The sequence below is a fragment of the Streptomyces sp. S063 genome (assembly GCF_002832675.1).
In the GTDB taxonomy this organism is placed as follows: Bacteria; Actinomycetota; Actinomycetes; order Streptomycetales; family Streptomycetaceae; genus Streptomyces; species Streptomyces sindenensis.
The window spans coordinates 23,543-45,501 of sequence record NZ_CP021707.1 but is presented as its reverse complement, the minus strand read 5'-3'; the positions used below and the strand labels follow the sequence as shown (position 1 = coordinate 45,501).

17 protein-coding genes and 6 pseudogenes are annotated in these 21,959 nt (G+C 67.4%); 14 read left to right on the top strand and 9 right to left on the bottom strand.

The window, feature by feature from the left end:
* The first annotated feature begins 24 nt into the window (after positions 1-24).
* From CCZ36_RS36575 to CCZ36_RS36565, 3 genes are all read left to right on the top strand, one after another.
* Positions 25-675 carry a hypothetical protein gene (locus tag CCZ36_RS36575; protein ID WP_272482462.1) on the top strand — a complete coding sequence of 217 codons (651 nt, stop codon included), beginning with the start codon at positions 25-27 and terminating at the stop codon, positions 673-675.
* Positions 675-851 (top strand): hypothetical protein, encoded by a 177-nt coding sequence (locus CCZ36_RS36570; protein ID WP_272482460.1) that lies wholly within the window; start codon positions 675-677, stop codon positions 849-851. Before CCZ36_RS36575 ends, CCZ36_RS36570 begins: the two co-directional genes overlap by 1 nt.
* A 179-nt stretch (positions 852-1,030) precedes the next feature.
* Positions 1,031-1,336 carry a hypothetical protein gene (locus tag CCZ36_RS36565; protein WP_272482459.1) on the top strand — a complete coding sequence of 102 codons (306 nt, stop codon included), beginning with the start codon at positions 1,031-1,033 and terminating at the stop codon, positions 1,334-1,336.
* A gap of 122 nt (positions 1,337-1,458) precedes the next feature.
* On the opposite strand, the pseudogene CCZ36_RS00175 reads toward CCZ36_RS36565, so the two are convergent.
* Positions 1,459-2,422: pseudogene (locus CCZ36_RS00175) on the bottom strand (IS481 family transposase).
* On the bottom strand, positions 2,398-2,781 hold the full coding sequence (locus CCZ36_RS36775; protein ID WP_370738483.1) for an endonuclease domain-containing protein: 384 nt from the start codon (positions 2,779-2,781) through the stop codon (positions 2,398-2,400). The pseudogene CCZ36_RS00175 and the gene CCZ36_RS36775 overlap by 25 nt, the downstream one beginning before the upstream one ends.
* An 857-nt stretch (positions 2,782-3,638) precedes the next feature.
* On the opposite strand from CCZ36_RS36775, the pseudogene CCZ36_RS00165 reads away from it, so the two are divergent.
* Positions 3,639-6,742 (top strand): annotated as a pseudogene (locus CCZ36_RS00165) (Tn3 family transposase).
* On the opposite strand, the gene CCZ36_RS36770 reads toward CCZ36_RS00165, so the two are convergent.
* The 4 genes and pseudogenes from CCZ36_RS36770 to CCZ36_RS00150 form a co-directional block, all read right to left on the bottom strand.
* Entirely contained in the window at positions 6,660-7,298 is a 639-nt protein-coding gene (locus CCZ36_RS36770; protein ID WP_443069774.1) for a GNAT family N-acetyltransferase, read from the bottom strand. The pseudogene CCZ36_RS00165 and the gene CCZ36_RS36770 sit on opposite strands and share 83 nt — an antisense overlap.
* Positions 7,299-7,396: 98 nt before the next feature.
* Positions 7,397-9,028: a sensor histidine kinase gene (locus tag CCZ36_RS00160; protein ID WP_237302543.1), complete on the bottom strand. Its 1,632-nt coding sequence runs from the start codon at positions 9,026-9,028 to the stop codon at positions 7,397-7,399.
* Between the two features lie 213 nt (positions 9,029-9,241).
* Positions 9,242-9,970: an ABC transporter permease gene (locus CCZ36_RS00155; protein WP_237302542.1), complete on the bottom strand. Its 729-nt coding sequence runs from the start codon at positions 9,968-9,970 to the stop codon at positions 9,242-9,244.
* Positions 9,967-10,929: pseudogene (locus CCZ36_RS00150) on the bottom strand (ATP-binding cassette domain-containing protein). The gene CCZ36_RS00155 and the pseudogene CCZ36_RS00150 overlap by 4 nt, the downstream one beginning before the upstream one ends.
* Before the next feature lie 307 nt (positions 10,930-11,236).
* On the opposite strand from CCZ36_RS00150, the pseudogene CCZ36_RS36765 reads away from it, so the two are divergent.
* Positions 11,237-11,882 (top strand): annotated as a pseudogene (locus tag CCZ36_RS36765) (response regulator).
* A gap of 531 nt (positions 11,883-12,413) precedes the next feature.
* Positions 12,414-13,091 (top strand): MBL fold metallo-hydrolase, encoded by a 678-nt coding sequence (locus CCZ36_RS00135; RefSeq protein WP_237302541.1) that lies wholly within the window; start codon positions 12,414-12,416, stop codon positions 13,089-13,091.
* Positions 13,092-13,340: 249 nt separating this feature from the next.
* Here CCZ36_RS00135 and CCZ36_RS00130 read toward each other — a convergent pair whose 3' ends face one another.
* A complete protein-coding gene (locus CCZ36_RS00130) occupies positions 13,341-13,649 on the bottom strand; it encodes a hypothetical protein (protein WP_206515700.1) in 309 nt (102 codons plus the stop codon).
* Between the two features lie 417 nt (positions 13,650-14,066).
* Positions 14,067-15,172: pseudogene (locus CCZ36_RS35210) on the bottom strand (hypothetical protein).
* Positions 15,173-15,427: 255 nt separating this feature from the next.
* Between CCZ36_RS35210 and CCZ36_RS00120 the strand changes: the two are divergent.
* The 8 genes and pseudogenes from CCZ36_RS00120 to CCZ36_RS00085 all read left to right on the top strand — a co-directional run bounded on the left by CCZ36_RS00120 (position 15,428) and on the right by CCZ36_RS00085 (position 21,578).
* Positions 15,428-16,654 (top strand): hypothetical protein, encoded by a 1,227-nt coding sequence (locus tag CCZ36_RS00120; RefSeq protein ID WP_128816818.1) that lies wholly within the window; start codon positions 15,428-15,430, stop codon positions 16,652-16,654.
* A 648-nt stretch (positions 16,655-17,302) separates the two neighbouring features.
* The gene (locus CCZ36_RS00110) at positions 17,303-17,731 is read left to right on the top strand and encodes a hypothetical protein (protein ID WP_128816817.1); all 429 of its coding nucleotides are present in this window, start codon (positions 17,303-17,305) and stop codon (positions 17,729-17,731) included.
* A gap of 168 nt (positions 17,732-17,899) precedes the next feature.
* Positions 17,900-18,382, top strand: a complete 483-nt coding sequence (locus CCZ36_RS00105; protein ID WP_128816816.1) for a DUF4231 domain-containing protein — start codon at positions 17,900-17,902, stop codon at positions 18,380-18,382.
* 225 nt (positions 18,383-18,607) lie between these two features.
* Positions 18,608-18,817 (top strand): annotated as a pseudogene (locus CCZ36_RS36760) (NF041680 family putative transposase); the annotation flags it as partial.
* 138 nt (positions 18,818-18,955) lie between these two features.
* Positions 18,956-19,480: a hypothetical protein gene (locus CCZ36_RS00095; protein WP_237302540.1), complete on the top strand. Its 525-nt coding sequence runs from the start codon at positions 18,956-18,958 to the stop codon at positions 19,478-19,480.
* Between the two features lie 315 nt (positions 19,481-19,795).
* The gene (locus CCZ36_RS00090) at positions 19,796-20,299 is read left to right on the top strand and encodes a lamin tail domain-containing protein (RefSeq protein ID WP_128816815.1); all 504 of its coding nucleotides are present in this window, start codon (positions 19,796-19,798) and stop codon (positions 20,297-20,299) included.
* 530 nt (positions 20,300-20,829) lie between these two features.
* The gene (locus CCZ36_RS36355) at positions 20,830-20,955 is read left to right on the top strand and encodes a hypothetical protein (RefSeq protein ID WP_256094530.1); all 126 of its coding nucleotides are present in this window, start codon (positions 20,830-20,832) and stop codon (positions 20,953-20,955) included.
* A gap of 62 nt (positions 20,956-21,017) precedes the next feature.
* Entirely contained in the window at positions 21,018-21,578 is a 561-nt protein-coding gene (locus tag CCZ36_RS00085) for a S1 RNA-binding domain-containing protein (protein WP_128816814.1), read from the top strand.
* 39 nt (positions 21,579-21,617) lie between these two features.
* Here the strand turns inward: CCZ36_RS00085 and CCZ36_RS00080 are convergent, their stop codons facing one another.
* Positions 21,618-21,875, bottom strand: a complete 258-nt coding sequence (locus CCZ36_RS00080) for a DUF6207 family protein (protein WP_237302539.1) — start codon at positions 21,873-21,875, stop codon at positions 21,618-21,620.
* Between the last annotated feature and the right edge of the window lie 84 nt (positions 21,876-21,959).

Genomic DNA, 21,959 nt, shown 5'->3' with positions numbered 1-21,959 from the left:
GCCGAACGCGCCGAGGCGGACCTCATGGGCCTGATCCGGGGTGCGGTCGAGCAGGAGGCCGAGCGCGCCGGCGGGGACGAGGACGCCGCGCTGAAGGCGCTGATCGGCCGGGCGATCCCCGACGTGATGCACCTGTTCAACGAAACCCGCGCCACCGCCCGGTACGAATACACCGCGTACCCGGCGATGCCGGATGTGCTGCACAAGCCCTCGAAGCGCGAACCGGATCAGATCTGGGAAGCCCGCCCCGCTTACAACAACCCCGCCTACTCCCTCCGCGCCCCCGAGCGGAAACATCAAGGTCACCGCCCTCGACGTCAACGCCGCCTACCTCTCCGCGCTCAAGGTCTGGCTCCCGATCGGGAAGCTGGAACACACCACCGGTCGGACGGGGCCGGCCCGAAGCGCTGCGGCGTTCACCTGATCACCCCCGCCGAGTGGGCCCACCCCCACCTGCCCAACCCGCTCGGCGACCGCGACGAGCCCGGTGCCCTCTGGATCACCGACGCCACCCTGCGCCTCCCGCTCCGCCTGTCCGGCCCCAAGTGGGCCCTGACCGAGGCCCCGACCGTTCACGAAAGTTGGACGTCCGGGGCGACGGAGAACTTCCTCGACGCGCTGCGCAAGCTGCTGGTGGCCGCGCGGTCGGAGGCGATCGCGGCCGGGACAAGCTGATGCTGGAGTACGTCAAATCCATGTACAGCAAGTTCGTCAGCACCATGGGGGAGTCGGTCCACAACCGGGAGATGGTCCGCCCCGACTGGATGCACAACATCCACGCCCAGGCGTACGCATTGCACTGCGGCCGGGCGTACAAACCCGTCAGGCCGGGCTGGACGTCGTCGCGCTGAAGCACACTGACGAGCTCCACGAGATCGGGGACTCGCGGCAGGTGTTCACCTAGGGCCGGGGCGTGGCCGAACTGAAGGTCAAGCAGGGTGACGGCAAGACCACCGGTGAGTACCTGGTCGGGAAGGTGGGCGACTGATGGCCGGACGCTGGAAGGACTTCGGCCGCGACGGCGCGAACGGTGCACGCCATCGAGGGCATGGTGCACGGCATCAGCTCGCCGGTCGACAGCGACCGCGGTCTCGCCGCCCGCCTGAACTACCTCACCAAGTCCGACGCCGGATACGCGGCCATGGACCGGGCTAGCGTCCACGTATCTCCCCGCACCCTCATGGCCTGGCTCGCCGAGGAACGCACCCCGAACAAGGCCAACCTCGCCCGCCTCGACGCCGCGTACTGGGACCTGCGCCGCCGCAACGCCGCCACCGACCTCAAACACCGGCTGAACAACAACGGCCGGGGACCCGGATGGAGATCAACCCGGTGAACCAGGCCGGGCTGGAACAGAAGTACCGGCGCGACCTCGCCCCCGCAGTGTCAGCGTGCAGGGGCGTGGGACCGGGCCGTGGACGCGTGGATGGACGACGACCTGGACCAGCTGGACGCGGTCTAGGTGTGTTGTCCGGACAGGTTGGTGCCGCGGCTGGCGGGTGTTTGGCCTGCGATGCCGGTGTGGGGTCGGTGGTAGTTGTACCAGTGCAGCCAGTCGGTGAACGCTTCCATGCGTTCGTGGTCTGAGGTGTAGGTCCGCTGGTAGGCCCATTCGTCGAGCAGGGTGCGGTGGAAGCGTTCGACCTTGCCGTTGGTCTGCGGACGCCAGGGCCTGGTCCAGCGGGGGCTGATGCCCAGGTCGCGGCAGGTGTCGCGCCAGGTGTTCTTGCTGTAGGCCCAGGCGTTGTCGGTCAGGACCCGTTCGATGCGGATGCCCAGGGACGCGAAGTGGGCGGTGGCCCGCACGAGGAAGGCTGCGCAGGTCGGGGCGGTCTCGTCGGGAAGGTCTTCGGTGTAGGCGATGCGGCTGTGGTCGTCGAGTGCGGTGTGGAGGTAGGCGTATCCGGCGCCGTTGCGTCGGTCCTTGTTCGGGCTGCTTGCTGCCCGGCCGAGGACTTTGTGGCCGCCGCCGTCGGGAATCCGGCCCAGCTTCTTGACGTCGATGTGGACCAGTTCGCCGGGTCGGGCGCGTTCGTAGCGGCGGATGGGCTCGCCGGTCGCACGGTCCAGGGCGGCCAGGGGCGGCTGGCCGTGTCGCTGGAGGATGCGGTGAGCGGTCGAGGCCGCGATGTGGCACCGGACGGCCAGCCGGAGCGGGCCTATGCGGTGTTCGCGCCGGAGGCGGAGGACTTCCGTCTCGATTTCGGCCGGTGTCCGTCGGGGCTGGTGGCGGGGCCGGCTGGAGCGGTCACTCATTCCGGCGACGCGCGAGCTGCCGGTAGCGGGTGGCCCATCGGGCGGCGGTGGTGTGGCTGACCTGGAAACGCTCCGCTGCCCGGCGCAGAGGCCATCCGTCCTCGACGACACAGCGGGCCAGGCGAAGACGCCCGGTCTCGGTCAGCGGGGCGTTACGGTGGACCACGAGGGCCTCCTCGGATCGGTGCAGATGTCGCAATCCACACCGAACCCGGAGGCCCTCACCTCTTTCAAGAACCCAGCACGCGTGTCACCAACGTCCCCGGACAACCCATCCAGGCGACCGCGCCGCAACTGGTCCTCGTAGTGGCCAAGTCTCACGTTGCAGGGCAGGCATAGCAGTCCGCGAACACAGTCCGGACAGCCGGTGCAGCACGTGTGGTCGTGATCGATCTGCCACCAGATCGGGCCGCTGGCCGCGCTGTCTCCCGGGCTGTCTCCGCATATCGCGCAGTAGTCGTCCTGGATGCGCAGGATCGCATTGACGCGCGCCAACGAGAGGTGGAACCGCCGCGCCTGGGCCACGGCTGGGCCGCACTCCAGGCACAAAGTCTTGCTGTACCGCTCGTCCTGGTAGATGGACGCGTCGCATATCCGGCAGTCGCCTGGATCACCGGCATCCTCGAACCATGTGCTCGTCACCGGGCTGAGGTTAGCTCTCGGCACTGACAGTCACGCCATGCAGCACTGGGGGAGGCGAGTCCCGCCCACCCCTCACAGACGAAGAGGTCGACGCGCCTGAACCGACGTTCTGCACCCAGACCGAGTCGGTTCTTCTTGCCCTGTCGCGCATGGTTCGACGTACGCGCCCGCCCCGAAAAGAATCTTGAGGCCGGTGTCATCAGAACGGCGCCCTCGCGGCCCTTCGGTAAGAACGGCCGCCGCTCATGCACCTGAGTCCTTTATCGGCCGCACACTGAAGAGGAGGTTGAGCCGTGGAGGTCGCTGGCATCGTGGCATTGGTGCTCCTGCTGTTGGTCCCGAGTTTGAAGAAGCTCTTGAACAGCGTGGCGTACAGGATCCGAGCACGGGACAAGGCTGAGATCATCCGCGCCGAGCGTGGGGGCGAGCACCCGGGGTGGGCGCCATCCGGTGGGCAGAAGCAAGCTAAGCACGAGAAGGGCAGGGTGCGGTGACTCAGCCGAAGGCAGTGACCGCCGATTCGCTGGCACAGGTGTTTGCGCAGTATCAAGGCGAGCTGACGGGTACGGCTGGCAGGCTTCTTGCTGACGCTGGTGTGCCGGAGTCCGGCCTTGGGGACCAACGGAACAGCCATTAGCGCTAAGCACTTGATCTTGGTCGTCTAGCACACACGATCGGCTCGTCGGGGGTGTTCAGCGGAAGGTCCACGTTCGCTTGCCGCGGCTGGTTACGTCCGCGGTATGCCCGTGGAATTCCTGACTGATGAGCAGGCGACCGCGTTCGGATCGTTCGCGGATGAGCCGACGAGACCTGAGCTGGAGCGGTTCTTCTTCCTTGATGACGAGGACCGGAAGCTGATCGCGAAGCGGCGTGGTGACCACAATCGTCTCGGCTTCGCTCTCCAGATGTGCACGGTGAGGTACATCGGGCTGTTCCTGGAGGATCCCTTGGCCGTGCCGTGGCCGGTGGTGGAGCACCTGGCCGCTCAGCTGGAGATTGAGGATGCCTCCCAGATCAAGCGGTACACCGAGCGGCAAATGACGGGGTACGAGCACGCGTGGGAAATACGTGAGGCGTACGGCTACCACCTATACGAGGACCACGGTCAGGGCCGGAAGTTCCGGTCGTTCCTGCACGGGCCGAGGGGCCGAAGGCCCTGTTCGATCATTCGGTGGGCTGGCTGCGCCGCAACCGGGTGCTGCTGCCGGGGTGTGACGTGCTGGCCCGTGAGGTCGCCGAGGTCCGCAGGATCGCGGAGGAGCGGCTGCACGCCACGTCGCCAAGGAGGTCCGGCGGGCGGATGCTGCGCTTGCCGGGGGACCTGGTGGCCACGCTGAAGACGTCGGAGGGCAAGCGGTATTCGGAGCTGGAGCGGATGCGCCGGCCGCCGACGCGGACCACGGGCACGGCGATGAAGGGCGCTTGCAGCGGGTCGAGGACATCGCCGCGTTCCAGCTGGGGCGGGTGAAGTTGGACAAGATTCCACCGAACCGGCTGTCCGCGCTGGCCCGGTACGGGCTGGGCACGAAGGCGGCGAAGCTGGAGCGGACCTCGGAGCCCAAGCGCACGGCGATGCTCACCGCGGTGATGCGTCACCTGGAGGCGAAGGCGATCGACGACGCCCTGGATCTGTTCGAGATCCTGATGGCCACCCGGTTGATCAGCGCGGCGAAGCGGTCCACGACAAGCAGCGGCTGTCGACTCTGCCGCAGTTGGAGAACGCATCGCGGCTGGTGGCGCGGGCGGCGACGGTGGTCATCGAGGAGCTGGAGCTTATCGAGCAGACCGGCTGTGATGTGGACGTGGCCGCGCTGTGGGCGGCGCTGGAGGAGGTCGCACCGCGGGCCGCGCTGTCCAGCGCGGCGGTCACGGTGGTGAGCCTGGTGCCGGAGGACGAGAACACGGCAGAAACCGCGCTGCGGAGCGCGCTGGCGCTGCGCTACAACACCGTCAGGCCGTTTCTGTCGTTGCTGGGTGAGTCGAGGGCGCTGGACGCCGCGCCCGCCGGCAGGCGGATTCTCACCGGGGTGCAGCGGCTCCCGGCGCTGTCACGGAGGAAGGTGGGCGAGAAGCCACTGCTGCCGCGGGAGGTCGACGAGAAGCTGGTTTCGGCGCACTGGCGCAAGGCGGTGTACGCGAACGCGGACCTGCCGCAGGGGGCGGTGGACCGCGAAGCGTACGTGGTGTGCGTGCTGGAACAGCTCTTCGAAGCGCTGCGGCGCCGCGACATCTTCGCCTCCCCCTCGCACCGCTGGGCCGACCCACGCGCCCGCCTGCTGGCGGGCAAGGGGTGGGAGGCGGTGCGCGAGGACGTCCTGGCGGGCCTGAGCCTGGACGAGGACGCCGAAGCACACCTGCGGGAGCTGACGGCAGTCCTGGACGCGACGTGGAGGCAGATGGCTGAGCGGCTGGAGGAGGCCGGCGCGGACGCGAAGATCAGCATCGAGGTGCAACCCAACGGGCGGGCGAAGCTGAACGTGGAGAAGCTCCACGCGCTCGGTGAGCCGAAGACTTTGAAGTGGCTGCGCGAGCGGGTCGAGAAGATGCTCCCGAAGATCGACCTGCCGGACCTGTTGTTCGAGGTGCACGGCTGGACCGGGTTCCTGGACGCTTTCGTGCACCTGGGCGACGGCAGGACCCGCATGAAGGACCTGACGACGTCGATGGTCGCGCTGCTGGTCTCGGAGGCGTGCAGCATCGGCATGACGCCGGTCATCAACCCGGGCTACGAGGCGCTGACCCGCTCCCGGCTGGTCCACGTCGACCAGTATTACCTGCGGGCCGACACCATCGCCGCGGCGAATGCTGCCCTGATCGAGGCCCAGGCCCGGGTGCCGATCGTGCAGTTCTGGGGCAAGGGCCTGCTGGCCTCCGTCGACGGCCTGCGCTTCGTCGTCCCCACGCGGACCATCAACGCCGCGCCCTCGCCGAAGTACTTCGCGAAGAAGAAGGGCATCACCTGGCTGAACACGATCAATGACCAGGTGATCGGCATCGGGCAGATGGTGGTGCCCGGTACTCCGCGTGACTCCCTGTTCATCCTGGACGCGCTCTTGAACCTGGACGGTGGGGTGAAGCCGGAGATGGTCGCCACCGACAGCGCGAGCTACAGCGACATGGTGTTTGGCATCTTCAAGATGCTCGGTTACCGGTTCTCCCCCCGTTTCAAGGACTTGGAGGACCAGCGGTTCTGGAAGGCCCAGATGCCCGGCGCCGAGGCGGCGGGCGGGTACAGGCCCCTGGAGGCCATCGCCCGCAACAAGGTGAACGTGAAGAAGGTGATCACGCACTGGCCGGACATGCTGCGGGTAGCCGGCTCCCTGGTCACCAACCAGGTCAGGGCATACGACCTGCTGCGGATGTTCGGCCGCGAGGGCCACCCGACCCCGCTGGGACAGGCGTTCGCCGAGTACGGGCGGATCGCCAAGACCCTGCACCTGCTCGCCGTCGTCGACCCCATGGACGACACCTACCGGCGCCAGATGCACAAGCAGCTCACCGTCCAGGAGTCCCGCCACAAGCTGGCCCGCGAGATCTGCCACGGCAAGAAGGGCACCATCCACCAGGCATACCGGGACGGAATGGAAGATCAGCTGGGCCCGCTGGGTCTCGTTCTGAACGCCGTGGTGCTCTGGACGACCAGGTACATCGACGCCGCGGTCGCCCAGCTCCGCGCCGGGGGCACGAGATCCGGGACGAGGACGTGGCCCGGCTTTCCCCGCTCAAGCACAAGAATCTGAACGTCCTGGGCCGCTACAGCTTCACCGCCTCCCAGCCGGTCGACGGCCTGCGCCCGCTGCGCGACCCGGAAGCCGTCGACCTCGACGACGATGACGACGAGTGAGGTGAATGCGGACCGCTCCGTCCGCCTCCTCGATGTGGTACTCAGGAGACACGGAAGTCGGGGCAGCCCAGAATGCGCACGAACTTGGTGGAGTCCAGCGGGTAGGGGATGGTTTTCCCGAGGCCGTGGAACCCGATGCGTCGGTAAAAGGCCCTGGCGCGGCAATTATCCTCGCGTACCCCCAGGGTGAGCCAGGTGTAATCGGTGTGCTCGCGTGCGAAGTCGACTGCCGCTTCCTCAGCGCCCGCGCCGGACCGTCCGGACCGCGGTGCGCCGGGGCAACACAGACGGCGTGCACGTGTGCGGTGTCGGGGATGCCGTCCAGGGGTGCGACCCCGGCGGTTCCGGCCCAGGAGCCGGTCTCGTCGATGGCCACGAACAGTGCGTCGTCGGCTGCGGCCCTTTCTGCCTGCTTCCGCCACGTGCGGTCGAAGAGCGCGACAGCGTCGGCGGGACGGACACCGAAGGCGTAGGGCGAGTTCAGCAGGGACTCAAGTCGTATCGCTCGCAGCTCGCGCCACCCCTCCGCCGTGATCCGGCGTATGACGTACTTCATTTTCTCGCTCTGTTCGGGGCGGTCAGGGGCGGCGTGCGGGCACGATGTCCTTCGTCAGAAGCGTGTTGCCGGACCAGCAGAGCCGGTAAAGGTCCACTTCATCCAACAGGTCGCGGCCGGAACGATAGAACTCGCAACGTGTGCCGGGTGGTCGGGATGCGGAACGGGCCTGGTCGGACGGGTAGGGATAGGCGCGGGCCGGCAGGAGAGGGGCGAGTTCGGCGCGCGGCCGGCCGGTGGTCAACTCCTCGAACCGGGAGGGCGGCAGCACGCTCGTGGTGAGTTGCCAGGCCAGGTAGAAGGCGGATGGTACGAAGAAGACAGCTGCGACGACAGGTGCCACGAGGGCGACGGCGGAGCGGCGACGGGCGTCGCTCCGTACGGAGGCGAGCCGCTTGGCGGACTCCGGTACAACGGTGCCCGGTGCTGTGTCTGTTTCCGGGCCCGGGTCCGGGTGGGGAGCGGATTCGGACGTGAACGCGGGCCCACGGGTCCCGGCCGGCGTTCCATCGGCCGATCCCGGTTCCGGCGCCGGCGTCCCCGCGACGGGCGATGGCAGTGGCCTGATGCGGGAAGACGGCGGTGACGTGGAACCCGCCTTCGCCGGGCCCGGCCCGCATCGAGCCGCCGAGAACCGTCACCCGCTCCCGAAGCCCCGTCAGCCCCCGGCCGCCGACGCCGCTTGCCAAGCTCTCACCCGGCTGCGACGGTCCGCCGCCCGGTGGAGCGGCGTTCACGACGCTCACGCCGGTACGGTCGGGCTCATGGGTGATCCGCACCCTGATCGAACAGTCCGGTGCATGTTTCACCGCGTTGGTAAGGGCCTCCTGCACCACCCGGTGCATCCCGCGTTCGACAAGGGGGGACATCTCGGGCACCGCCCCGCGCCGCTCCCATTGCACTGGCACCCCGGAAGCGGCCGCCCGTGAGAGGAGATCCTCGACGGTGCCGTTGACGGGCAGCACCGCATCCTTGTCCGTGCCGGGCGGGTCGTGCAGGACGGCGACGGTCTCCCGCAGTTGCTCCACCGCGTCCGCGATCGTCCTGCGCAGCTCGACGAGGTCGGCGCGGTCGCGGTCGGTGAGGTCGGGCGAGAGTTCCAGGGCCCCGGCCCGCAGGGCGACCAGACTCAGGGCGTGGCCGAGGGAATCGTGCATGTCGGCCGCGATGTCCGCGCGCTCTGTCAACCGCGCCCGCTCCGCGACCAGATGCTGGCGCTCTTCCAGGCTCCGGGCCAGCCGCCAGCCCTCCCTCACGAGTTCCCGCCGGCCACGCCAGTGCCGTCCGGCCAGCCAGGGCAGCAGAAGGGCTGCGGGCAGCACGGTCATCGCGTAGAACCACCATACGGGAGGCGTTCGCAGCACCGCGCACGTCGCGAGATCGACCGCTGCGCACCCGACGAGCACCAGGAGCGGGCGCCACGCCGCAGCGACCCGGGCACCAAGCAGACAGCTCACGGCGACCAGCGACAGGACGTGGGCGTTGCCGGGAGTCGCGGAGTCGGACAGGCCCCACACGCACAGCCCGTTGACCAGCACGACGGCGGCCCCCGGCCGGCGGCGGGACCACGGCACCGCCACCGCCAGCACGGCCAATGGGAGAAACAGATCCAGAACCAGCGACGCCGAACCCGCGTCCCAGAACCCGAAGCCGGTGGCGGCGGCGAGCGCACCCCACAGAGCCACGTCGCCGCACACGGGCCTGGCTGAGGTGATGCGCGTGTGCAGCATGGCGCGTCGGCCGTCCTTCCGCTCGATGTCCTCACCTGTCAGGGGCGATTCTGTGGGACGAACCCGGACGCCCGACGCGGGGGGGGGGGGGGGGGGGGGGTAAACGGTGAGGGCGTTCGGCCGGTTGCGCCGCTGTTCAGGCGTCACGCCGTCGCAGCACCAAGAGACCGGCCCCCTGGGCGATAACTGCCCACACCATCAGGATCAGCAAGCTCACGACATCCGGGAATGGGGCTTTGCCATCACCCAGCATGAAATAACCACCCACGGTTTGCGGCATGTACTTGTTGATGGCCAGCAGCACCGGGCCCCCAGTCCGACCAGCATGCTGGGCAGCGCGGAGATCACGAAGAAGATCATGGCCACGGAGCCCGCCGCCGTCCGCAGAGCGAACGACACCCCCACCGTCATCACACAGACGAGGGCGGAATAGACGCCCATGGCAACGGTTTGGTACACCACCTTTGACAGCTCGAAGCTGGCGTGCCCCTGGAAGGGCCCCCAGGCCAGGGCGATGCCCAGCACAGCCCATCCCACTGCGGTGACGAAGCCCACCAAGGCGCTCAGTAGCGCCTTGGCCAGCTGCACACGGAGTCTGACCGGCACCCACAGCAGCGAGGTGCGCATGCTGCTCGTGGAGTACTCGCTCGTCACCATCGTCATCGCAAGAATCACCAGGGCGAACTGGGTGAGGATAACCGAGGACGCCGAGGCGTTGCCGACCGGCTGGATCGGCTTGTCGTTGATCCGAGCGATCGATCCGTAGTAAAAGGTGAAGATCGCAGTCACGATCAGGCCAACCAGCAGGCAGACGTAAGGCGTGCGGATGGTCCAGAGTTTGGTCCACTCCGAGGTGAACGCGCCGACGAATCCGCCACCGGTGTGGCCGGAGACCATGCGCCCACAGCGGCCGTCGCTCACGTCAGCCGACATGGCGCTCATGCTCCCGCTCCCTGCGTCTCCTTGGTATTCGTGCCACCGAACGCAGGGGCGCCCGTTTCGTACTCCATGCTCTGCGCGGTCAGTTCCATATAGACCTGTTCCAGCGAAGCGGAGACGGTCCGCAGTTCGTGCAGCCGTAGCCCCAGCCGGTAGGCCAAGTCGCCCATCTGCTCGACACTGCGGCCCTTCACGACAAGCTCGTCGGCCGCGGGCGACTCCACGTTCACGTCGCCGTCCTTCCGGAGATGGTCGATCAGCGTGCGCAGGTCTGCCACATCCGGGGTGCGCATCCGCACCGACGACAGCGAGCTGCTGGCCAACAGGTCGGCCATCGGCGTGTCGGCCAGGAGCTTGCCCCGTCCGATAATGACCAGCTGGTCGGCGGTCAGCTGCATCTCACTCATCAAATGACTGGACAGGAAGACCGTCCGGCCCTCTGCGGCCAGGGACCGCACGAGTTCACGCACCCAGCGGACACCGTCGGGGTCGAGGCCGTTGACCGGCTCGTCGAAGATGAGTACCTGTGGGTCGCCGAGCAGTGCTCCGCCCACGCCCAGCCGCTGGTACATACCGAGGGAGAACGCCCAGCGGAGCGCCGCGCCACCTTCGCCAGGCCGACCGTCTCCAACACCTCGTCCACCCGGCGCAGCGGAATGCCGTTGCTACGCGCCTGCGCCACCAGGTGGCTGCGTGCGGAACGGGCCGGGTGCAGCCCTTGGCGTCCAGAAGCGCCCCGACCTCGCGGATCGGGTGGCGCATCGAGGAGTACTGCTTGCCATCGATGAGCGCCTCACCCCCGGACGGATGGTCAAGGCCGAGAATCATGCGCATCGTGGTCGACTTTCCGGCACCGTTGGGCCCCAGAAAGCCGGTCACTTGCCCACTCTTGATGTCAAGCTCAGACCGTCCACGGCGATGGTCTCGCCGTAACGCTTGGTCAGTTCTCGAAGGGTGATCACGGAGCTCCTTCGTGTCGGTCGTCGAACGCGGAAGCCGACGGCGGTGCGCACCGACCGACGCATAGTGCGCAACGCTGGGCGGCCACCGCGTTTCCTGTACGAGAGCGACGCTAGAAGCCCGCGGCGCCGGCGCCCATTGGTCGAACGGCAGCAGCGTCCTGCCCTTCGTCATGGGTGTGCCCGGACTCGGGACTGAATCTGTGGAGCCCGCCCTTCGCACGGCTGTGCGCCGGGCTTAGGCTCGCAGCGTGAAAAGACAACACCGGGCAGTCGGCCTGTCCGGGTCCTGGTGGCCGACGACGAGGCGATGGTCCGGGCGGGGGTGCTGGCCATCCTCGCCCGGGACGCGCACGTTGAGGTGGTCGCCGAGGCAAGCGACGGGCACGAGGCCCTCGCGCTCAGCCGCCTGCACCGGCCGGACGTGGTCTTGCTGGACATCCAGATGCCTGGCCTGGACGGGCTGACGGCAGCGGCGAGGCTCCACCGGGAATCGACAGCGATCGGTGTGATCATGCTGACGACTTCGGACGGCAGGACGAGTACGTCACCGTGCCCTGGAAGAGGGCGCCGACGGTTTCCTGCTGAAGGCGGACGACCCGAGAGAACTCCTCAACGGGGTACGGGCGGTGGGAGCCGGCGGGGCCTACCTGTCCCGCGGGTCGCCGGCCGGGTCATCGCCGGGCTGCGCGCCCACGGGCGGCGCACCCTCACCGCTCACTGGAGCGGCTCACCGAACGGGAGCGCGAGGTGCTCGCCGGACTCGGGACGGGACTGTCCAACGCGGAGATCGCGAGTCGGCTGCACCTCGTCGAGGCACGGTGAAGGCACACGTCAGCGCGGTCTTTGCGAAGCTGGGCGCACGCAACCGGGTGGAGGCGGCCATCTCCGCGTACGAGGCAGGCCTGGTCCGTCGGGCCCCCGCTGACCAGGGGCGGCACCCCGGTACAGAGTGATCGTGTCCCATCAAGCAACGTTGGCCCTGTCAACGACGGCGTACAAGCGCCGGTCGTCGGGTGGCGGTTTCGCCAGATGATGCAGCGGCGGGTCATGCCGCCCCACGCCTCGTGGCCGGCGTGATCGGTGCCGCGAGGGCAAAGTCGCGAGCTGAGCTTCGATGCGCTCGGGACACTGGTTGCGAGGGTAGAGAGTTCCGGACCCCGCACTTCACCACCGTGGACATCGGCCCCGCACGAGTTCGGCCACGGAATGGTCGCCGTTGCCCGCCGCAAGGTCGAGCGGATGCGGATGTCGGAGTGGCAGTTGTCCCGTCTCAGATGATCTGGTCCGAGGCCGTAGTCGTGACCTGCGACGACCAGATCGTTTGAGACGAGTGGCGAGCCGAAATCTCAACTGATCTGGCCTGTGGCGGGTGGATGTCGCCCTGAGTCCTAATCCGTCTGGTCCGCCGTGGCGGAACCCGAGAGAGCGGCAGCTGGCACACTTGCGCGACATGAGCGACTGGTACGAGCAGTTGGAGCTGGGCAGTGATCTGGTTCGGATCTCGGAACCCCGCGTCGGCCGCGCTGCTGTCAGCAAAGCTGTGGTGGCTGCATGGAACCGACCGCGACATCGTCGTCGATGCCGGGCTTGGCGTCGTTGCCCTGCGTGGGGAGATCCCACGCATGTTCGAACGTGACCCGCTGGTAGTTCTCACCCACGCGCACCTGGACCACGTTGGCGGGGCTCACGAGTTCCGTGAGCGGGCCGGCCACCCTGCCGAAGCCGCAACCCTGGCCGAGGGTGTCCCTGCCAGTCTGTACGGTGCCGAGCTCTACGAGAAGCTGGGCATTGACGCTGGGGATGAGCCTGTCCCGGACCTACTGATCAAGAGTCTTCCGTATCCCGAGTACGACCCGCGGACATATCGGGTTCCAGCGGTGACACTGAGCCGCCAGCTCGACGACGGGGACCGAATCGATCTGGGCAGCCGTACGCTGACGGTCCTTCACCTACCGGGCCACTCGCCGGGAAGCATCGCCCTGCTGGAGGAGCGTACCGGGGTGCTGTTCTCCGGCGATGCGGTGTACGACGGCTACCTCATCGACGACCTCCCCGACTCCGACATGCCTGCCTACCGGCGCAGTATGGAACGCCTCGCGCAGTTGGACGTGTCCGTCGTGCATCCGGGCCACGGGCGCAGCTTCGACCGACGCGCTTCGTGAACTTGGCCGGTGACTACCTGCGCGGCAAGCCGTGACGGAGCCCGACGCTGGATATGAGCTGTCCCGCCAGGGCTGGCTACGAATCAGTCACCTGACGATCAGTCGCCCTGCACCTCTCGGCGACCATAATCTGCGAGCAGTCCCGGCGGACCAGATCACCTGAGAAGCCCTGACGAATCGGACCAGATCATCTGCGACAGGGCCAGATCATCCGAGACGGGACACCTGACACGAAGGCGGGCGTCACGCTCAAGTGATGTCCTGTGTCATCGAACCTTGAGCGCGTGTCACCGAAGATTGATCTATCGGTGCCCCTCCCAGCCCATGTCCTTGCCACATCTTCCTGGGCGCGGCAATCTCTTCCTCGGTCGACTCGGTAATGCCCACCTCCTCCAAGCGCGCCAGCAGGTCTGCGAGGGCCTGCTTCTGAGCCGGGTGCGTGATCGGTACGGCGTTCAGGTCGGTGCTCATCAGCCAGTCGAACAGCACGATGGCGTCGGCACGCCACAGGCTGAGATCGACGCTTGGGGCTGACCCCCACGGGAATCCAGTTTCCATGCGGGCATCGTGCAGGTCAGCGGCGTGCAGATCATCTCTATCCGCTCGGCCCGCACCGGCGGCCCTGGAAAAGGCAGCCCCGGTACGGGCCTCTGACCAGCGCGATCAATCTTCGGTGACACAAACGCGTGTCCATCAAAGTCGATGGCACGCGCTCAAGGTTCAGTGACACAGGACAGCGGTGCGGCTTGCCTCCTGGCCTGGGGATTGGCACTCAAATTCGAACAAGATTCTAAAAGGGGTATGGACCGGCACCCCTTCCCCGACGACCTGATCGATGCCCAACGGGCATGGCACGCCATGGCTTTGTCCACGAGAACGGACAGCAGATGTTCACCACTTCGGGAGGCACCACTACCTGGTGCTGTTCGATTGCGTACCTCCGGAGCGTGAGTACCGGCGTCGTCTGGCAGTCGGCTAGAAGAGACCGGCTTGCATGTGGTGCGTGAGGTTGTCGAGGGTCTCGCGCAGCCATGGGCTGCGACCAGCTGGCAATCGGACCAGGGTGTGCGAAGGTTCCCGGGTCGGCTCGGAACAGGTGGTGGGGCGTGGTGGGGCGGGTCGTCGCGCAGTACGCCGTCGGGCATGGTTCCCGAGGTGGGAGGTAGAGGTGTGGTTCGGGGAAGGCCATCCACATCCATATCCCGAACGGCAGTGGCACCGGGCGTGCAGATGCGTTCGGTCCGGCCGGGCTCCAGAGTTCCCCCGTCTGCGGGTGGGTCGGCACGAGGATCATGTCGGCGTCCGGGCCGAGGGCGGACAGCCCCGGACCGGCCAGGACGGCGCGTCGCGCTGACTGGTCCGCGGGCAGCAGAGCGTCGAGGGCGCGTTGGAACACTTCCGCGATCAGCCCGGGCGGGACTGTCACCGGTCGGCCGTCGGAAGCTACCAGGAGGTGGGCCAGGGCCCGGCCTGCTGCCGCTTCCCACCGTGGGCTCCAGGACCACCAGTGGTCCAACCCGAGGAGCGAGCTCCACCTGCTGATCGGCTCCATCGGGGGCGTGGCTACTTCCTCGTCCAGCAGTTCCTCCCAGGAGAGGATTGCGGTGTCGGAGTCGGTGTCGTCGACGGGGAGGCGGTGCACGGCGTCCGGCGCGAGCCAGACCGCCTGCCAGAGTGAGCAGTCGTCGATCCGGCTCGCCACCGGCAGGCCGCACGCCTCACAGGCCATGTTCGGGCCGTCACCCCAGTCGAGGCCGCAGCAGTAGCCGCCGGCTTCGTGCGGGACGAGCACGGTGCCGCGGGTATCCCCGGGGCGATGACGACGGCGCCGGGTGCGCTGTCGGACAGTGCGTAGAGCGGAGCGTAGATGCCGCGGGCCGCCGCCTCGTCCGGGTCAATCTCCTCCCACCTCCGCCACGGCGCCCCCAGGGCTCCGGTTCCACGGCGAATGTGCCCGACTCCATGAGCACCGGGAGCTGGATCCCGTTCCCGTACTTCTGATGGGCATGGGCCGGCAGCGCGACCGGGGACAGCGGGATCGTCAGCTCGGCGCCACATCCCGCACACACGAAAACGAACAAATGTCCTCCGCGAAGAAAGAGGGGGCATCGTCGCAACTATGTGGCGGACCATCCAACCGGTTTTCAATCTGAGGCGCGGGACTGTGCACCGCCACGGTGTGTAAGGCCACCGTTCGAATCCCCGACGTGCCAGGTGCCTCCCGAAGTGGTGAACATCTGCTGTCGGTTCTCGTGAACAAAGCCATGGGCGCCGTCTGTCAGACCCTCCCCGTACCGTTACAAGTCCTACTCGTAGCGGCCGCGGGGAGCACCTCAGTGGACGACGACCTCCAGATCGACAACGACGAAGACCTCTACCGCAACCCGGTCTACTACGAACCGGCCGCCCGTAACCTCGACCTCCAGGCCGACGACCTCGGCGTTCCGAACGGCCAAGGCCTCCTCGACGTGCTCATCGGGCAGCGGAAGCGCGTCCCCGTCGATAAGCGTGGGCTGATCTGCCCCGACTGCCGGGACCTTCGCAGCCGGCGCGTCCCCATGTACCTCGTCGAACGCGACGGCCTGTGGTTCGCCTCCCACTACCGCAAGCCCGGAGACAAGCCCATCAGCCACGAGTCCGACGAGCACCTCGCCCGCAAGGAACGCGTCGCGAAGGACTCCGAGGACCACGGCTTCCCCGCCGACATCGAGGCCCAGACCTCCGACGGGCACGCGCGCCTCGACGTACGCATCACCGGCGCCAACGGAATCGTCCTGGGCTACGAACCGCAGCTGAGCGCCCAGACCGCCCGCGGGATGCGCGCCCGCGAGAGGTTCCGGCGCAACGGGGGCATCCAGTCCGTGTGGGACTTCGCCGACCTCGACCACAGCGGCATCGGACGTGTCCCCTACGTCCGCACCCCCGACCTTCCCGCCTCCGTCATCCGCGTACGGAAAAACCCCATCGAGATCCGCGAGGGCAACTTCGTCGTGGAAGAGGGCCACTGCACTCCAAGTGGCGCGCTCGATAGGTGCCCCAACAAGCCCTACGACTCCAAAAACCCCACCGCAACCGGGTACTGCGGGGACTGGCACCGCGTTCTCGTCCCCGCCCACCAGTCCAGCTCATACGCCGTGAACCGCGGCTCCCTTACTCTGACCCAGTTCATTGTGGAGGCCGCGGCCGGCGAGCGAGTCCCGTTCCAACGAGACGGCCATTACGGATGGCTTCCTGTACAGCAGTGGCAGAACTACCTCGAGGCGAACGGACCCGACCCGGAGGAGAAGAAGCGACAGGCGCCGTCTGTACGTCGCGGCGACCGGCACGACAGGTGTACCGAGGACCGCCCGGCGTCAGAAGTGCGGTCCGAGCCGAAGCAGAGACGCGGCAGCCGGTCCATCGTCCTCGAGTCCCGACCTGCCGAAGCCGAGGAGGCCAGGGTGCCGGTGGACGCGGCGGGGAAACCGATCCCGCTGTGCTGCTTCTGCGGCGACCCCGCCAGCCTTCCAGGCCCCGAGGGGCTTCCCGAGCACTTTTCGTGCCGCAGGAAACAGGAGCCCTGACCTGAGGCCCCCGCCCACTCAACGGGCGGGGGCTGCTCTACGCCCAGAGGGACACGACGTTCGCGACCGACCCCACCAGCACCCCAGCCGCCGTGAGCAGCGCCGGCCACTTCAACGAGTGCACCACCAGCTCGAGCGCCGCCAACTGAGCATTCTCTTCGAAGTACGTCAGGTTCCCCCAGTTCCCTGAAGGAGCCCGGATCGCGGTACGCCGAGCCGACTTCTCCTCCTCAGGTACGTCTGGGTCAGTGAGAACCGCCTCAAGCTTTGCCAGGTCGGCCTTCAGGGACGGTCTTGAGGGCGCCCCAGTACACCCCGAGGATGGACAGCACGACGCCGATCACTGTCAGCGCGATGGAGAGTATGAACATCGCCGCACTGTATGCCGACGCTCTGACAACACTGTGAGCCGTTTCAGGCCGCTACCGTTCTCGCGCCACCGCGTGCCCAGGGAGCCCCTATGCGGCACGATGTCGTTGTGCCGAGGCTCGACGTCCCCTCCGCGGTCACCCGAGCACTCCGGCGGCGATGAAAGAGGGGCAGGGGAGCCGGTCGTCGTCGCCGGCACGGGCCTCGACGGAGTGAACCGGCCCCGCTGCCCGTGACGGTGGGGGTCGCCGAGACGGTTGAGCGATCATGAACCGACCGATGATCTTCTCTGCCGCTCTGGCCGCCATGCTGGTTCCCGTGGCCGCTGTTCCCGCCGCGTCGGCCGAGCCGCTGGCCGTGCGGGCGTACGTCGACACCCGGGTGCGTGACTGCGCGGGGTCCGGCTCCGGCTGCCGCCCCGGGGTCGTGGTCCACCACTGGTACCGCCGTGGCGTCCAGGCCCGTGGGGTGGGCTGGGTCTATGCCTCGCGGGAGGGTGTCCGGTCCGGTACGGCCCGCTGGTTGGTCAAGAAGCCCGGCGGCACCTGGAAGACCGGCGGGACCTGGAAGCGCGCGGCGAGGGTGGGCAGCTTTGTGGAGGCGTCCTGGGGCCGGGACGGGCACACCGGCCCGAAGTACCCGCGCAACACTCGCATCTGCGTGGAGTTTCGGGGCCTGACCACGAAGGCGTGCGTCACGCTCAAGTGACCCCTGTCCTGTGCCACCCAACTTTGATCGCTTGTTAATGAAGCCTGATCGCCCCACTTGTCCCCATGGCCTGGTGGCTATCGAACGGCGATGCTGGGGAACCGCGCAGTCGCACGGCTACCTCTGCCAGGGCGAACTGCGATTTGACAACGGATCTTTGGGGGATCAGTGCAGCCGGACAGCGGACCAGGTATCGGCCTCAGCCCGGGGGAGACAGCTGCCCTCCTGCTGAACAGGATCCGGCAGGGCAACGACTACGCCCGCGGTAAGAAACAGCGGTTCCGTCGAAGCGCTTCGGTAACCAAGATGGTCACGCTTGCGCTGTCCGCCGCTTCCACCATCATTCTGGGCCTGCAGAGTCTCAACATGTGGGCCAGTCTGGCTTTTGCCCTTGTGGCCCTGGGGACGTTGCTGGGGGCCGTCGAACCGTTCTTCAACTGGCGCTCGCGATGGGTGCTGATGGAGGAAACGCAGTACCGGTTCCAGCGGCTTGCCGATGACCTCGAGTATCTCGTGGCATCGACGGCACCCGAAGAACTCACCTATGCTCAACTTGGTCAAATTTTCGATAGATATCAAATTATTTGGGATGACCTGAGTCGCGCTTGGTTGGAGCATCGCCGGGAGCCGGCGCAGTCGACCAACGGTTAGTTCGAAACGGTGGCGGCGACCCACGTACCTCGACGTACGGGTGGACGGGTCCTGTGAAGGTCAGAAATTTCCGACCTGTCTTTTCGGAGGTCGGCAAGCTCTCCAGGCACCTACGGGCGATCGCTGGGGACTTGCGCTGAGGCTGATGGGGGCCGGGCCTGGCGCCGCGCCGGTCCCGCCAGGGTTGTGGGACAGGCCTTATGGCGATTGCTGTGATTCCCGCCGCTCCGGCTCGCGCGGCCGCTGGCCACCGGTCTCCGGCGGCCGTGGGAGAAGCCGGCCCCTGCTGAACAGGCTCACGTCTGCCCGGGTCCGCAGGAACCTGTGTACGGGGACCGGCTCCCCGACCAGTGCACCGAAACCGTCTCGTCCTGGGCCTGGCCGCCGGGTTCGAAGAACCACCGCCCAGCCACCCGTCACGACGTGGCAGAGTCCTGGCCACCGGCGAGAATGCAGCCGCCCCGCCCATCACAAGAAGGGCACCAAAATCCCGGCGCAGTGAGGAGCGGCAGACTTGACGGCCTGGGTCATGTGCAGCGGGCACGAGGCCGATGAATTTCACGGGGTACGTCGGTGGATCTCAGCTCAGCGATCATCGCTGTCGCAGGCGTCGCAGGAACCCTGGGAGGGGCGCTCCTCACCCAGCGCGGCTCCCAGCGGGCGAAGCGCCTGGAGATAGAACTCGTTCGAGACCATGAGGAGGCCCGCGAGGCCCGTTCGCTGCGACGCACCTGCTATGCGGAACTCAACCGGGATGCCCGGCAGTTCAACACCGCACTCAACCGCCACCTGCACGTCATGCGAGAACGCGGCGTGGAGGAGGCCAACAGCGACGCACTCGAGGAAGCGAAGAACGCGCACCGCGATCGATACTCCGAAGCACAGATGATCGCCCCCGAAGAAGTACTCAGGCGAGCGAGCGTCGTCAACCAGGCCCTGAACAAGGTCTACGGTCAGGTCAAGCGTCTCGAACGCGGGGCCCCCGAACCAGGCGAAACGATGGAGACCGCGGCCCAGGCCCAGTACGAGGTCTGGGAGATGCTCCGGACTATGAGAACCGCTATGCGCCACGACCTCGGTATCTCGCAAGAGGATTGAGAGCTGGTGTCGGCGTCCCGTCCCTATCTCCTGCAGGGATCAAGTAGGCCACCAGCTCCAGCAGAGGGCGGCGACGACCTGCCTGCAGTCCGGGTCTGAAGACAGTGCTGTCCTGTGCTGCCCGAAAACAGCAGTGACGTCCGCGGGCCCTGTTCCCCAGGCGCCGCGCAGCCTCATCGCCGCTTGCGGCGTCACGTGCCGTCGTTTGTCCGGCAAGCGGTGCACACGGTTTCCTGCCCGTTTCTTCACCAAGGAGTCACAGGTCTCGATAGTCTCCCTGGACGCTCTATTCGCACCATTGAGGGGGGATTCCTCATGCATGTCCGTCATGCCCTGACCGCTGCCGCTACCGCTGCTTCGGTCCTCGCTCTCGGCCTCGCGGCCGCCGCCCCGGCCCAGGCTGCCGAGTACTCCTCGGCCCTGAAGATCAGGGGTGTCCAGTACGACGCTCCCGGCTCCGACTCCAACAGGTGCTCGGGCGGTAACACGAAGCACGAGTACCTGACGATCAAGAACTACTCGCGGACCACGACCGTGAACCTCAAGGGCTACGTCGTCAAGGACGCCGCCGGCAACAAGTTCACCTTCCCGGCGACCCACAGGCTGCAGCCCGGCGACTACATCAAGCTCCGGGGCAACCACGGCACCGATTCCGACGCCAAGAACGTCGTCTACCGGCAGAACTGCAACTTCATCTGGAACAACGACAAGGACACCATCTACCTGTACAAGCCCTCCGGCGCCCGCGCGGACGTCCACTCGTACACCAAGAAGTCCAACGACCGCGACGGCAACGGCTACATCACCTACCACGGATAGCGAACGCGGGCGCCGACGGCTGTCTAGTGGTCGGCGCCCATGCCTGCGGGCGAAGCGATTCCGCAGAGGCCGCCTCAGGACCAGTGAGACCGGCTCCAGAGCGTCCTCGCCGACCTGGCCGAGGCCGAGCGGACTCGGGGCGTCGGGAGTTCTTGGAGGCCTTCCTGTTCTCCTGCGGCCTGGTCGACGAGGAACCCGAGGGATCAGGTGAGCCGCAGCCTGACCAGCCGGAGGTGCCCGGCTGCAGGCTGTGGGGATCGCTGCGGCGGGACGGCCTGGTGTGGTCATGCTGACACTGGTGGCCCAGGATCGACAGCTGGTCGCTCGGTGAACCGTACGACCGTCGCGGCGGTGCCGGCTGACGGCACCCGGACACCGTGATCGCTGTTGGAGGGGACTACGGGAACGGTATCGAGGTGGACTTCGTCGACGGGCGTCAGCACAGTGTTCGTGCCTGCTGACAAAGATCTCCAGGGTGACGGCATGTGAGACTGCACCGACCGCACCACCCAGCAGCGAGGACTATGGCCATGAGCGGCATCTACGACGACGGAGCAACGTACGGGCCGGACCCAGACGCCCAGCCTCCGCAGGAGGCTCCGGCCGACCCGATCTACGACGACGGAGCCCAGTACGGGCCCAGCGCCGAGCAGTAGCCTCACGACGCGATGCCCCGGCGGACATTGCTGGCACGTGACGTCGCGTGCCAGAATTTTGTATGGATTGGCAGTCCGAGAGCCCGGAACTATGGGCGTTCCTGAAGACCCTGCACCGCGGCGACATCCTGGCCGGCACCGTCGCGGCGATCGAACGGTTCGGGGTCTTCGTGGCCCTGGACGACGGGCCCGACCATCCCACCCTGCCCGGCGTCGGGTTCATCGGTATACCCGAACTCTCCTGGCGGCACTTCAACGATCCCGCAGATGTTGTTCAGGTAGGGCAGCGCGTCTCGTGCGAGTTCCTGGGCGCTGACACCCACAACGCTGAGGCCAGACTGTCTTTGAAGGCACTGCTGCCCGACCCGCTCCAGGCGTTCGCCGCCCGCGCGGTGGCGGGCCAGGAGTTCCGGGGGACAGTTGAGAAGGTGGTTCCCATCGGCGTCTTCGTCGAACTCGGAGATGGGATGGTCGGGTTGGTTCCCTTCATAGAGATCGACGGCCGCCCCGCGGCGAGTCCGGCACAAGACTTCGCGATCGGCGAAAAGATCACCGTCATCGTGCGGGAAGTCGATCTGCCAACCCGCCGGATCTTCCTGTCCAGGCCAAAGAGCGGTCAGTAGACAGAGACCGCACGTTCACGTGGGCGCGGACAGCCACGCTCACACATCCTGATCCCCGGTGCGGCGGATATCGGCGTACACCCGGCTCGTCACACCGGCCCGGCCCGGCACTCGCCGTACAGGGGCCAGGCCCGAGGTCGCCCAGCGCTCCTCCAACTGGGCTACCACCAGCCGAAGCGTGTCCTCGTTCGCCGCAGTGATGTCCAGCACCACCAGGCCGGGCTCGCTGATGTGCTGCCCGCTGATCTCCTTCATGCCGTCCCTGACGTCCAGCCGGTGAGCACGGTTCGCGCCCATCTGACCCTTCACCCATCCGGCGGACGCGGTGCGCGGCTCGGATGCCAGGGCAGTAGGCCCCGTCGGCAGGCGAAGGGGCGCTGC

Coding starts and splice junctions, on each gene's coding strand:
- CCZ36_RS36575 (WP_272482462.1), top strand. CDS start 25: ATGGGCCTGATCCGGGGTGCGGTCGAGCAGGAGGCCGAGCGCGCCGGC.
- CCZ36_RS36570 (WP_272482460.1), top strand. CDS start 675: ATGCTGGAGTACGTCAAATCCATGTACAGCAAGTTCGTCAGCACCATG.
- CCZ36_RS36770 (WP_443069774.1), bottom strand. CDS start 7,298: ATGAAGTACGTCATACGCCGGATCACGGCGGAGGGGTGGCGCGAGCTG.
- CCZ36_RS00160 (WP_237302543.1), bottom strand. CDS start 9,028: ATGCTGCACACGCGCATCACCTCAGCCAGGCCCGTGTGCGGCGACGTG.
- CCZ36_RS00155 (WP_237302542.1), bottom strand. CDS start 9,970: ATGAGCGCCATGTCGGCTGACGTGAGCGACGGCCGCTGTGGGCGCATG.
- CCZ36_RS00130 (WP_206515700.1), bottom strand. CDS start 13,649: ATGGAAACTGGATTCCCGTGGGGGTCAGCCCCAAGCGTCGATCTCAGC.
- CCZ36_RS00110 (WP_128816817.1), top strand. CDS start 17,303: ATGATCTTCTCTGCCGCTCTGGCCGCCATGCTGGTTCCCGTGGCCGCT.
- CCZ36_RS00090 (WP_128816815.1), top strand. CDS start 19,796: ATGCATGTCCGTCATGCCCTGACCGCTGCCGCTACCGCTGCTTCGGTC.
- CCZ36_RS36355 (WP_256094530.1), top strand. CDS start 20,830: ATGAGCGGCATCTACGACGACGGAGCAACGTACGGGCCGGACCCAGAC.
- CCZ36_RS00085 (WP_128816814.1), top strand. CDS start 21,018: ATGGATTGGCAGTCCGAGAGCCCGGAACTATGGGCGTTCCTGAAGACC.
- CCZ36_RS00080 (WP_237302539.1), bottom strand. CDS start 21,875: ATGGGCGCGAACCGTGCTCACCGGCTGGACGTCAGGGACGGCATGAAG.